9 protein-coding genes are annotated in these 12,165 nt (G+C 49.6%); 6 read left to right on the forward strand and 3 right to left on the reverse strand.

Annotated elements, in window-relative coordinates; genetic code table 11:
- The first annotated feature begins 29 nt into the window (after nt 1-29).
- The 3 genes from HMPREF0044_RS02980 (at nt 30) to HMPREF0044_RS08415 (ending at nt 1,083) form a co-directional block, all read left to right on the forward strand.
- Nucleotides 30-626, forward strand: a complete 597-nt coding sequence (locus HMPREF0044_RS02980) for a sigma-70 family RNA polymerase sigma factor (RefSeq protein ID WP_006546626.1) — start codon at nt 30-32, stop codon at nt 624-626.
- 1 nt (nt 627) lies between these two features.
- Nucleotides 628-885: a mycothiol system anti-sigma-R factor gene (gene rsrA / locus HMPREF0044_RS02985; RefSeq protein ID WP_006546627.1), complete on the forward strand. Its 258-nt coding sequence runs from the start codon at nt 628-630 to the stop codon at nt 883-885.
- 123 nt (nt 886-1,008) lie between these two features.
- Nucleotides 1,009-1,083: a 50S ribosomal protein bL37 gene (locus HMPREF0044_RS08415; protein WP_425357250.1), complete on the forward strand. Its 75-nt coding sequence runs from the start codon at nt 1,009-1,011 to the stop codon at nt 1,081-1,083.
- Nucleotides 1,084-1,340: 257 nt separating this feature from the next.
- Here the strand turns inward: HMPREF0044_RS08415 and HMPREF0044_RS02990 are convergent, their stop codons facing one another.
- From HMPREF0044_RS02990 to HMPREF0044_RS03000, 3 genes are read right to left on the reverse strand one after another with little or no spacing between them, the layout of a single operon-like run.
- On the reverse strand, nt 1,341-2,288 hold the full coding sequence (locus HMPREF0044_RS02990; protein ID WP_141553819.1) for a hypothetical protein: 948 nt from the start codon (nt 2,286-2,288) through the stop codon (nt 1,341-1,343).
- A gap of 18 nt (nt 2,289-2,306) precedes the next feature.
- Nucleotides 2,307-2,897: a GDSL-type esterase/lipase family protein gene (locus tag HMPREF0044_RS02995; protein WP_006546629.1), complete on the reverse strand. Its 591-nt coding sequence runs from the start codon at nt 2,895-2,897 to the stop codon at nt 2,307-2,309.
- 24 nt (nt 2,898-2,921) lie between these two features.
- Entirely contained in the window at nt 2,922-6,563 is a 3,642-nt protein-coding gene (locus tag HMPREF0044_RS03000; RefSeq protein ID WP_006546630.1) for a multifunctional oxoglutarate decarboxylase/oxoglutarate dehydrogenase thiamine pyrophosphate-binding subunit/dihydrolipoyllysine-residue succinyltransferase subunit, read from the reverse strand.
- 208 nt (nt 6,564-6,771) lie between these two features.
- Between HMPREF0044_RS03000 and HMPREF0044_RS03005 the strand changes: the two genes are divergently transcribed.
- The 3 genes from HMPREF0044_RS03005 to HMPREF0044_RS03015 all read left to right on the forward strand — a co-directional run bounded on the left by HMPREF0044_RS03005 (nt 6,772) and on the right by HMPREF0044_RS03015 (nt 12,077).
- On the forward strand, nt 6,772-9,546 hold the full coding sequence (locus tag HMPREF0044_RS03005) for a choice-of-anchor M domain-containing protein (protein WP_006546631.1): 2,775 nt from the start codon (nt 6,772-6,774) through the stop codon (nt 9,544-9,546).
- 168 nt (nt 9,547-9,714) lie between these two features.
- Entirely contained in the window at nt 9,715-11,037 is a 1,323-nt protein-coding gene (locus HMPREF0044_RS03010) for a hemolysin family protein (RefSeq protein WP_006546632.1), read from the forward strand.
- Nucleotides 11,034-12,077, forward strand: a complete 1,044-nt coding sequence (locus HMPREF0044_RS03015) for a hemolysin family protein (RefSeq protein WP_006546633.1) — start codon at nt 11,034-11,036, stop codon at nt 12,075-12,077. The genes HMPREF0044_RS03010 and HMPREF0044_RS03015 overlap by 4 nt, the downstream gene beginning before the upstream one ends.
- Nucleotides 12,078-12,165: the final 88 nt, after the last annotated feature.

Raw genomic sequence — 12,165 nt, forward strand, 5'->3', positions numbered from 1 at the left:
CTGGGAAAAAATGCGTACGCTGAATACTGATGAGAACCTCAGAATATGACGAAGACGAGCTCAGAAGCAGGTTTGAAGAACAAGCCTTGCCACTACTGAACCAGCTCTACGCAGCCGCCTACCGTTTCACCGGTAGTGAAGCAGACGCACAAGACCTGGTGCAAGATACTTTCGTGAAAGCATTCAGCTCTTTCCACACCTTCAAAGAAGGTACCAACTTGAAAGCCTGGATGTATAAGATTTTGCAAAATAGCTTTATCAATAACTACCGTCGTAACCAAAGGCGCCCAGCCGAAGTAGACGCAGATACAACTACCGACTGGGAAATGTACCAGGCATCCACTCACGACCCAACGGGGCTGAAATCAGCAGAAGCAGAGGCATTCAGCTCACTAACTGATGAAGTCGTGGTACGCGCACTGAAAGAAATGCCAGACCAATACCGTGAGGCAGTGGTCTTAGCTGATGTGGAAGGCTTCAGCTACCAAGAAATCGCTGACCTAATGGGGACTCCAACGGGAACAGTAATGTCACGCATCCACCGCGGTCGCGCTATGCTACGTAAACGCTTGGCTGACTATGCGCGTGAAAACGGGATTATAGTTGTGAAAGAAGAGGTTAACTGAAATGGCGTATAGCGTAGGTTGTACCGCCTGTCAGGAAGTAGAAGAACTACTGTTTTTACTGGCCGACGGTGAGCTAGATGAGAACACCCAAGAACGTCTGCAAGCCCATTTGGACGGATGCGGACAGTGTAAAACCCTGTTGGACGTAGAAATGCATCTGCGACAGTTGATTAAACACTGTTTTGAACGCCCCGTACCTGCTGATTTAGAAGCAAAAATTCGTTCCCAACTGGCAGAACTCCAAATCGGTAGATTGTGAAACCGGTCCGCAAAGGCTGCTTCTAATTGTCAATGACAGTCGAATATGCGAAAATAGCAGGGTTGTCTGTAATTCCTAGGAAATACAGTTACTAAATCTAAGCTTAGAAAACAGGAGCCAGAAATGAGCAAGCGAGGCCGTAAGCGTCGTTCCCGTCGTAAGAATGGTGCAAACCACGGTAAGCGTCCAAACGCATGAGTGGTTGTCAATCTTATTGATTGACGGGCGATAAGCCAAGATTTTCAGAGGGAGTTTCCGAAAGGAAACTCCCTCTTTTATATCCACCAGATAAGCAAAACTCATATGCGAGCAGCTACTCGCATATGATTTTTGATGTCATAGCCAGAAAAAACATATCGCAACACGAGTTCGCATATGAGTTTTAGATTCTGTAGGTTTGAACCCGGCAGTTACCCCTACCCATTTGCCCTAACAGCGGTTTCCAAACCATAAATCTACTGAGCGGTATCAGAATCTTCAGATGTACTTGGCGGCTGCGGTAGTTCTAGACCAGACCCTAAAAAGAGGGCCTCAACCTCTTGTAAAACCTGCAGAGCCGGCTGCCGAAAATCCGGATCTACCGCATAAGTAGAAACAGTACCACCATTAATAAAGTTAAAAACCTGCGCCGGATCAGAATAGTCAGGAATAACTAACTCAGGGTTCGAAGCATGTAACAGCAAAGCAACTTCGTCAGCCTCAGATTGAGCGTCCTCGAAAAAAGAAGTCCCCGGCAAAACCTGCGCGTAACATGCCAGCGCATCCGCGCAAAAACCACGCCGCCAAGCTGCCCGATAATAAGCGAAACTCAACTGCTCATCCGAAACAGCTAAAGAAAACGCTCGCGGTAAAGCCCAACCAAACGGCTCAGCAGACTCAGAAACGAAAGTCTCTAACGCTACTAAAGTAAGTAACGCATCCACGTCAGTAGGAGCTAACCTAATCGCCTCAAAACAAAACTGGAACGCTAAATCTAAAGCATGCTCTAAATGTGGGAAAAACCCCTGATAAAGCTTCGAAGCCAACCACAAACGGCCTCTCACCGTAATATCGGGAATCCGTTGATAAGGCAGATTAGCCGCGAATAACGGTGTTAAAGATATCAACAAGCGTCCTGAAAGCTCTTCACAATAAAGTGGCAACGCCTCTAAATCAGCAACACCAGCCACCGAATCTTCCCGAGCTAAGAATTCCCTAATCAGCGGGAACTCTAACTCAACAGTTTCCAAAGCCAAGACGCACGCATCAAAGCAAGGCTCAGGATCAGAATCCAACAAATCCGCAGCTTTATCAAAAGGTGCGTCCCAGCGTAAATCCTCTTCCGCAGACTGCCAAATCGACAAATCCTCAACAGAATCAGCCCGCAATAAAACCCGCAGAGAATCCGGTAAAAGAGTAGTCACAGAAACCTCAGAAGACACTTAATGCTTAGGTTCTAAACCAATCCAGGAATACCATCCACGATGCAATACTATCCAAGCCAACAAGCCGTAACCAGCCTGAGAAGGCATTTGGGTAACTGAAACACTCAAGTCATCGTGCCACTGGTCATGCTTAGCAAGAGGCTTAAAAGTATCCACGAATGGCACATCCCGGCGTTCACAAACCTCAAAAGCCGCCTGCGAAATAGCCTGTAACTGACGCATATCGAAAGAGCGCAATGGCGGAGGACCAATTACCAAAGGCTTAATCCCGTGCTGCATTGCGACGTCTAAAATATTGGCTAAGTTTAAACGCGTCCGCGCAGCCGAAACCCCGGCTACTAAATCTGCCTTACCAATCTGAATAATCAAACGATTATCAGTATCAGGCTTAAAACGCAGACCGCATTCGCGTTCCCAACGCTCATTTAAAGCCGTGGTAGTCTCATCTGGGACTGCCAAAGGGAAAACTTGGAAATCCGCCGGTAACTGGGTTCGAGCTAATACTCGACCCAACCAGCCTAGACCACGGGCATCCCCTAATCCAGAAACTAGTTCGTCACCAACTACACATAGTCGTATCGTGGTCATTACCTCTCCTTCCGAACTACCAGTTTAACGCTTAAAAGCATCAACTAGCAGTTGGGCAGCCTGGTACTTATGCAACGCCATAGTTCCAGCTGCTGGGGAAGCCGCAGCCGGGCGAGACACCACAGAAACCGGACGGTCCAGCTCTGGGAATAGGTTCAGAGCTAAGAATGGGTAGGCACCTTGATTCTTAGCCTCATCCTGAGTCCAAATCAGCTTAGCGTGAGGATACTTAGCTAGTTCAGCAGCTAAAACTTCAGTAGCAAGTGGGTAGTACTGTTCCAAACGGATAATCGCAGTTCGGTAGTCGTTGAGGCGAGCACGTTCCTTAACTAACTCATAGTAAAGACGGCCAGAACAGATTAGAACGTGATCCACTGCCTCTGGGGTCACCTGGGAATCAACTTCAGAAATCACCGGCTGGAAAGAACCGGTAGTAAAGTCTGCCAGCGCAGAAACCGCTTCTGGTAGACGCAGTAGCTGCTTAGGAGTGAAAGCAATAAGTGGCTTCCGAGGGCGTTTATAAGCCTGAGTACGCAACATATGGAAGTGGTTAGCGGGGGTAGAAGGCTGCACTACCCACATATTGTCCTCTGCACATAGAGATAAGTAACGTTCAATCCGTGCAGAAGAATGATCAGGGCCCTGCCCCTCAAACCCATGAGGAAGCAACATGGTGACAGAAGAATGTTGTGCCCACTTTTGTTCTGCAGAAGAAATAAACTCATCCAATACAGTTTGAGCGCCATTAGCGAAATCGCCGAACTGAGCTTCCCAAAGTACTAAAGCTTCAGGGCGTTCCACAGAGTAGCCGTATTCGAAAGCCAAGGGAGCGTATTCAGAAAGCGAAGAATCATAGATCTCAAAACCAGGCTGTCCTTCGACCAAGAAGTTCAGCGGAGTCCACTCAGAACCATTCGTGTAATCATGCAAAGTAGCGTGTCGTTGCACGAAGGTTGCGCGTCGAGCATCCTGTCCAGACATGCGAACAGGAGTACCTTCCATGAGTAGTGACCCAAAGGCGAGGAGTTCTCCAAAGCCCCAGTCAATATTGCCTTGACGAGACATTTCCTGACGCTTTTCGAAAAGCTTCACCATTTTTGGATGAGGGGTGAAACCGGCGGGAATGTCAGTGTGTGCATCGCCAATGCGTTCGATCATTTCTTGGGTAATCTTAGACTCCCAGCCGAACACCAGGTTTTGATCAGTACGTTGAGATTCTGGCTGTTCTAAGCCAGCGATGGAGTTGGCAGTTGGTGTAGCGTAGCCTCCGTTTTCACGAGTTTCAGTGAGAATCTGATTAAGTAGGTCATTGTATTCTTGCAACGCAGCAGCGGCATCTTCAGCGGTGATATCACCACGTCCAATAAGGTCTGCAGTGTAGCCGTCGCGTGTGGTTGGAGTGCGTTCAATCTGCCCATACATGACTGGCTGGGTCATTGATGGATCATCGCCTTCATTGTGTCCCCGACGGCGGTAGCAAATCAGGTCAATAATGACGTCTTTATTGAACTCTTTACGGAATTCAAAAGCCACTTTAGCGGTGCGTACTACCATCTCTGGATCGTCAGCGTTTACGTGGAAAATTGGAATCTGTAGTCCCTTAGCTAGGTCTGTGCAGTAGCGAGTGGAACGACCAGAGGTGGGGCTGGTGGTGAAACCAATCTGGTTGTTCACAATCACGTGGAAAGTACCACCGTTACGGTAGGCTTTCAACTGGCTCATATTCAGGGTTTCATAGACTACACCCTGGCCAATGAAAGCCGCGTCTCCGTGAATTAGGATTGGTAGTACTGGGTAACCTGGTTCGCTGAGTTTATCGTGTTTAGCGCGAACTATGCCTTGTAAAACCCCGTTAACTGCTTCTAGGTGAGAGGGGTTAGCGGCTAAGGAGACTTTGGTGGCGTAGCCGTCAGAAGCTGAGTAAATCCCCTCAGTGCCTAAGTGGTACTTGACGTCGCCGGATCCCTGTACGCTGCGGGGGTCGTAGTTACCTTCAAACTCAGAGAAAATCTGTGCGTATGACTTACCAGCGATGTTAGCTAAAACGTTGAGACGGCCACGGTGGGCCATGCCGATAGCTACTTCGGCAATATCGTTATGAGCTGCGGTCCAAAGTACTCGTTCTAGAAGCGGAATCAGCGATTCGCCGCCCTCTAAAGAGAAACGTTTCTGACCGATGTATTTGGTCTGCAGGAAGTGTTCGAAGGCTTCAGCTTTATTCAGCATGGTCATGATGTGACGCTGAGTTTCTGAAGAAGGCTTACGCCATGGCTTTTCAATTTTTTCCTGTATCCACTCACGTTGCACGGGGTCTTGAATATGCATGTATTCAATGCCCAATGTGCGGGTGTAGGTTTCTCGGAGTAGCTGCAAGATTTCGCGTAAGGTCATAGATTCGCGTCCGTGGAAACCTGAGACTGGGTAGGTGCGGTCTAGATCCCAGATGGTTAGCCCGTAGGTGCTGATTTGCAGGTCAGGGTGGCGGCGTACTTTGTATGCGAGTGGGTCAGTGTCAGCTGCTAGGTGGCCACGGGAGCGGTATGCGTGGATAAGCTCCATGATGCGTGGGTTGTTGCCACGTGAGGTATGCAGGTCTTGTGCCCACTCGTATGGGGAGTAGGGGACTTTCATAGAGTCAAAGACGCGTTCGTAGAAGCCATCTTGGCCGGTAAGTTTGTTGGCTACAGCGCGTAATAGTTCTCCCGATCCTGCGCCTTGAATGACGCGGTGGTCGTAGGTGGAGGTGAGTGTCATGAGTTTGCCGATGGCCATGTCTGCCAGCAGTTCTTTAGATGCGCCTGCCCATTCGGCTGGGTATTCGGTTGCTCCTACGCCAATGATTAGTCCTTGTCCTTGCATGAGGCGGGGGACTGAGTGGGTGGTGCCTATGGTGCCGGGGTTGGTGAGGGTGACGGTGACTCCGCTGAAATCTGTGGCTTCAAGTTTGCCGGCGCGGGCGCGTTTTACGATATCTTCATAGGCGCTTAGGTATTCGTCGAAAGTGAGGGTATCGGCGTCTTTGATGACGGGCACGAGGAGCATGCGGGTGCCGTCTGGTTTTGGTACGTCGATAGCCAGGCCGAAGCCGACGTGGGCGAAGTTTTCAATCGCTGGTTTGCCTTTTTCGTCCAGGGTGTAGCGGACGTTAAGGGCAGGTGCTTCTACTAGGGCTTCGATGAGTGCGTAGCCAATGAGGTGGGTGAAAGAGACTTTTTTGCCTGAGGTGAGAGCCAGGTAGGAGTTGATTAGAGCGCGGTTTTCAATGAGGAGTTTTGCAGAGAGTTGGCGCACGGAGGTCGCTGTGGGGACTTCCAGGGAAGTTTCCATGTTTTTTGCGACTGCGCGGGCGATGCCTTTGAGGGGTTCCGTGGAGTCGGTTTCTGCTTGGCTTTGGTTGAGTTGTCGCGCGGTGGTTTGGGAGGTTGAGCGCGCGTAGGGGGAGGTGGGTTCTGCGATTACGGAGCGGGGGCGGGGTGGCAGGTCGGAACGGGTGACGTCGATGGTGTTTGCTAAGGTTTCGTCTGGGGAGTCGGCTTGAACTTGGACGTGTTTATAGTCGTCGGCTGGGGTGACGACGCTGTTGGGGGCTACGTATGCCGTTGGGGGTGCTGGTGGTGCAGGTGGGGGAGGGACGGTGCGGAATGGCGGCTGTGGGGTGGTGTCCATGATTGCTCCTTCGCGGCTAGGGCGGAAGTCCCAAAATCTTCTTCTCTGTATCTTAGTTTAGTTGGTTTTTGGGCGATTTTTTGGTTTTGGTTGCGTTTTGAGCAAAGTTGCTTTTCTTTAGAAAATGTTTATTTGACGAGGGCGGTGAAGTAAATGATAATGAGAATGATAATCATTAAGTGTGGGATGTTAGAAAGCGACCTGATAAATGCTAAAACGCCTCAAAAAGCCAGCCATCACAGCAATCACCGGAATCCTTATTCTTGGAACTCCGCTGGTTGCCGCACAAGCAAATGAGGAGAATAGCAACTATTCAAACGCCAATAAATACACCTTTACCCGCACCCACGTAGACGCACCCAAAGCCTTTTGGAACTACGAAAACAATCAGTTCGAACTACTCGCAACCTACCCGGTATATGACTCAGAAGGGGACTACACAGAAAGTACCCTCCCCATTGACTACACCGTAAACTGGGTCGGTAAAGGCTGGCGTGGTACCAACCCCGTGCACCTCTACTCAATCCCAGACCAAAATTGGGCAACCTTTTTAGGTGAACCAGGAAAACTCCTCTACGCCGCACCACAGTTAGCAGGAGACGGAAATGCGCCCATCTGGTCCGGATTCGGCGCAGACTCAGATATCCCTACCGAAAAACTCCGCGACGGAGAATTCTCACTAAACCTCATTGCCGTAGACGGACCCGGCAAAGTGGAATACTTCATCTCCTCCGCAACCGGAAATAGCGTACGACGCTTCTTCTCATCCCACGACCTTAAACACCGTGAAACCCTACTTGAACTCTCCCAGCACACCCACAACTACACGACGTTCACTAAACCAGGTACTTACAAAATCACCTTCCAAGTTTACGCCCGTGACAAAGCCGGAAACCCAATAATTTCTAAACCACAAACCCAAGAATGGCGTGTTGGAGGCAACGATCCGCGCCACGACTACACTAAAAACTTCCGTGCAAGTTTCGCTGCCGCGCCCTCGGAAAAAGAATCCTCCCGCACCGGCACGCCGAAACTCCAAGTGCAACCAAAGCCCCCAAAAACCTACCAGAATCCAGGTGACCAGCACTACACCGACTTCCACTTTGAAACAGGAAACTCCGCTGATAAAGGCGTGCTAGTGCTCACCATTGACGGGTACCAGCTACTTCAGCTTCCCGTTGAAAATGGGGTAGCTACCGGTAGCGAAATGCTCGGCGACGAAACCTCAAACTACCAGGCAATCTTCATCCCGACACCAGATTCACCCTCCCCACGCTGGGCAAGTGCGCCATTCTCATACCAACGCAACCAAGGAGCAGTCGAACAACGCCAAGAAACCACCGAAATTAGTTACCCCGCCCCAATCCAACCTGCGCCTGTACAACCATTACAAGCGGTTGAGCTAAAAGACCTTCGAGTCGACCTGAGCTTCACCCCAATTGCCGGTCAAGATGGAAAATACAACGTTAAAGTAACCGCAAAAGACCCACGGTTCAAAGGAAGAATCCGTGGAGGATTCCAAGCAAAACCACGTCAGTCCTACTACGACTGCTTCTTTGAAATAAGCTTAGAAACAGGAGCTACTGAACAAGAAGTGGACTTGGGCTACTGTGAAAAAAATTTCTACCTCAAATTCGATCTAAAACCTTACCCATCCATAAACGCAAACGGGTTGCACTACGATAAAACCTTGGACCTGACTAAGGGCTACACAGAAACCTTGCAGCTCACACATGCGCCGCTTACCAGCGAACTGCCAGACTACGAACACCAGCCTCTAAACCCTGGTACTCCTGCTGAACCCGGTACTCAAGTTATTCCCGGTGACCCGCTAAATAACCAACCGGGCACAAAACCAGGCAATCAGCCAGGTAACCAAGGAGATAATACACAACGACCAGCACCAGAAACTGAAAAAACTGCAGATAAACTACGACTGACCCGCGGACACCTAGATATCGCTGCAATCAGTGGTAAAACTGGACTGGAAGTAGTCATTAAAGATGACACTCTAGAACACTCTCACCACAACCGCGTGGAACGTCAGCTGGCAACCACCACCCTGTTCGTACCACCAGCAGCTAAACAAACTCGCAGTGTAGAACAATCCCAGCCGTACTTCGACTTCCTTGGGAAAGTAGGAGATGCCTTCTACCTACTCCCAGAAGTACAAGACCATCAGCTACTCTGGCCAGGCTTTTCTACAGAAGCCCTTGACTACCGCAACTACCCGCAGGGAGTGGATTTCAAGGTAACTCCAAAACAGCTTCCAACCGGTGGACGGGCAGTTGGTTTCTCCATTGATCCTTTAGCAACGGGAACTGACCAGCTAAAAGTATTCTTTGACACTGAAAAAGCCGGTGACTTTACCCTACATACGGAGGGTCCTACTCACCGTCACTTGAACTGGGTTTTCACTCAGCCAGGAACCTATAAACTGCAGGTAGATCTGGTCTCTGGAGGGAAAACAATCTCAGCCCCCCAGGAATTGGTTTTCCAAATCACAGAAAAAACCTCTGGAACTGTTGGAAAACTAAGTAACCTGGATGAACTACTTGCTCCAGAAGTTACTATTTCAGACGAAAACGCTAACCCGGGTGAGGGTAAGCTTAGTAACGAAACCGGTACACAAACGGGTGGAGCACAAGGAGTTGTAGCAAACCCAGCACCAGTTGCTCCCGTAACTTATGCGACGCTTCCAGGTAACCTACCGTTAGCCACGCCAGGATTAGTGCCCGGAGCGCCGGAAACTAAACCAAATCAGAATCTGGAAGCTAGCCCTGCAACCGATGAATTACAAGGTGCTGCACCGATTCCAGTCACTAATCAGGTGGGAAACTCCCCAGCAGTTGCAGGAGGATTCCTCGCTACTGTGAAGAGTTTACTGGGTGCAAATAGTACTGCACTTTTGCTTAGCAGCCTGGGAATCCTCATGTTTGTAGCCGGTCTCTTCTTGATTTTTAAGAAAAGCCACAAGTCCTGAAAATCAGGTCTTATTAAGCGAATACAACTGAACGTGAGCGAAATCTTATCCCAGCGTTCGCAAACCTAAGGGAAAATCGGATAGGCTAACTTTCATGAGCAATTCTGACCCGTATCGAAGTACCATGCCCTGGTTGCGCCTACTCACATCATCATTAGGGGGTAACCAATGATTTATGACTTGGTGATGATACTTCTGGGCATCTTGCTCACTCTTGGGACAGCCCTGTTCGTGGCAGCTGAGTTCTCTTATGTTGCCTTAGATTCTGCCTCTTTGGAAGCGCGTGTCGTTGCTGGTGATAATCGTGCAAAACAAGTTTTGACAGCGGTTAAGAATCTTTCTACCCAGTTGTCTGGGGCACAGGTAGGGATTACACTCACAACGATTCTGTTGGGCTATACCACGCAGGTAACCTTGGCTGATATGTTCGGGCGACTTTTAGGCTCGGTTGGTTTAGGTAAGGTTTTAGCAACCACTGTAGCGGTAATTATTTCTATGGTGATTATCAACGGTGTTTCCATGCTCTTTGGAGAACTCGTACCAAAGAATATTGCTTTGGCAGATCCTATGAAAACCGCTGGTTTGGTCACGCCTCTGCAGTCTGCTTTTACGAAACTTTTCCTGCCCCTCATTAAAGTGCTTAACGGTACTGCAAACCGAATGCTGCGCCTCATCGGCATTGAACCAATGGAAGAGCTTTCTTCCGCCCGTTCAGCCTCTGAATTAGCTGCTTTAGTGCGACACTCTGCGGAAGAGGGGACCTTAGATACCTCTACGGCGACCTTGCTTACTAAATCTATTGGAATCGCTGAGCTAACTGCATCTGACGTGATGACTCACCGTGGACGAATGCAATATTTGAAGGAATCAGCTTCCGCCGCTGATGTTGTAGAGCTTGCGCGCACTACTGGGCATTCTCGGTTCCCTGTTGTGGGTGATGACTCCGATGATATTTTGGGTTTCGTCTCCCTGCGTCGCGCGGTTTCTGTACCTTTTGAGCGACGCCCGGAAGTTTCGGTACTTTCAGCTTCGCTGATGTCTGAAGCCCCCCGTGTTCCAGAGACCTTGGCATTGGCTCCGCTGCTGGTGGAGCTTCGGGATCAGGGTTTACAGATTGCGGTAGTGGTTGACGAATACGGGGGCACTTCTGGAATTGTCACTTTAGAAGACGTGGTTGAAGAAATCGTGGGTGAAGTAGCCGATGAACACGATTTACGCCGTTATGGTATTCGGCGGGGGAAAGATGGTAGTTGGAAGGTGCCGGGTACTCTGCGTCCGGATGAGCTTTTAGAACGCACGGGGATTCGGGTTCCCGAGGACGGCCCTTATGACACTTTAGCTGGGTTAGTGATGTACCAGCTGAAACGTGTAGCTGAGTTGGGTGACGTGGTTGAACTTGATAACGCGGTGTTGGAAGTGTCGTTGATTGAGGGCCGTCGCGTTGACCAGATTACGATTCGTGAAACAGCTGCGCAGGAGGCGACCGCATGAGCATCGGCGTAGGCATTACTATCACTGTTTTCTTACTTTTAGTGAATGCATTTTTTGTTGCTGGTGAGTTTGCAGTGACTTCTTCGCGTCGCGCGCAGATTGAGCCTTTGGCTGAAGCAGGCGTTCGTGGTGCAGATAAGGCGCTGTGGGCGATTGAGCATGTTTCTTTGATGCTGTCGATTTGCCAGTTGGGTATTACGGTTGCTTCTACTTCTTTGGGTGCGGTGGCTGAGCCTGCGATTGCGGCGTTGATTGAGCATCCGCTGGTAGCTTTGGGGCTTCCGGGTGCTTCTGCGCATGTGGTGGGTTTTGCTTTAGCTTTAGCGCTGGTGCTTTATTTGCATATTGTCTTTGGCGAGATGGTTCCTAAGAATATGTCTGTTTCAATGCCGGATAAGGCATTGTTGTGGTTAGCTCCGCCGCTGGTAGCGATTGGTCGTTTGCTGCGTCATGTGATTACGTTTATGGATCATTTGGCGAACTGGTTTGTGCGTTTATTTGGGTTTGAACCTAAGTCTGAGGTGGCTTCGACTTTTACGGTTGAGGAAGTAGCTTCTATTGTGGAGCTTTCTACGGCGCAGGGAACGATTCACGATGATCTTGGTTTGTTGACGGGGACTTTGGAGTTTTCTGAAGAGTCGGTGGCAGACACAATGGTAGCGTTGGCTGATTTGGTTACGTTACCGGCGTTGGTTTCTCCGGCTGAGTTGGAACGTGAAGTTGCGCGCACGGGTTTCTCTCGTTATCCGGTGGTTTCCGAGGGCGGTGACTTGGAAGGTTACTTGCACATTAAGGATGTTTTGTTTGCTTCTGAACAGGAGCGTGAACTTCCAGTTCCGGCTTGGCGTATTCGTGAGCTACCACAGGTTGATGGATTTGATGAAGTTGAGGATGCGCTTCGCGAAATGCAGCGTTTGGGGGCTCATTTAGCGGAAGTCATCGTTAACGGAGAAACTGTGGGGGTTCTCTTTTTGGAAGATATTTTGGAAGAATTGGTTGGCGAAGTGCACGATACTTTGCAGCGTGATCAGCTTCTGTAGTGAAGCTATACACATAGTTACTGAACGCTGGATAAAGCGCGGTGTTAGAGTTAGATTAGATAGAGACTATTTTTGTTGAATAGCCCAG

The sequence above is a fragment of the Gleimia coleocanis DSM 15436 genome (genome assembly GCF_000159015.1).
Lineage (GTDB): Bacteria > Actinomycetota > Actinomycetes > Actinomycetales > Actinomycetaceae > Gleimia > Gleimia coleocanis.

What these genes read in the sequence shown, in the direction of transcription:
- HMPREF0044_RS02980 (WP_006546626.1), top strand. Translation starts at nt 30, where the DNA reads ATGAGAACCTCAGAATATGACGAAGACGAGCTCAGAAGCAGGTTTGAA.
- HMPREF0044_RS02995 (WP_006546629.1), bottom strand. Translation starts at nt 2,897, where the DNA reads ATGACCACGATACGACTATGTGTAGTTGGTGACGAACTAGTTTCTGGA.
- HMPREF0044_RS03015 (WP_006546633.1), top strand. Translation starts at nt 11,034, where the DNA reads ATGAGCATCGGCGTAGGCATTACTATCACTGTTTTCTTACTTTTAGTG.
- rsrA (WP_006546627.1), top strand. Translation starts at nt 628, where the DNA reads ATGGCGTATAGCGTAGGTTGTACCGCCTGTCAGGAAGTAGAAGAACTA.
- HMPREF0044_RS03005 (WP_006546631.1), top strand. Translation starts at nt 6,772, where the DNA reads ATGCTAAAACGCCTCAAAAAGCCAGCCATCACAGCAATCACCGGAATC.
- HMPREF0044_RS03010 (WP_006546632.1), top strand. Translation starts at nt 9,715, where the DNA reads ATGATTTATGACTTGGTGATGATACTTCTGGGCATCTTGCTCACTCTT.
- HMPREF0044_RS03000 (WP_006546630.1), bottom strand. Translation starts at nt 6,563, where the DNA reads ATGGACACCACCCCACAGCCGCCATTCCGCACCGTCCCTCCCCCACCT.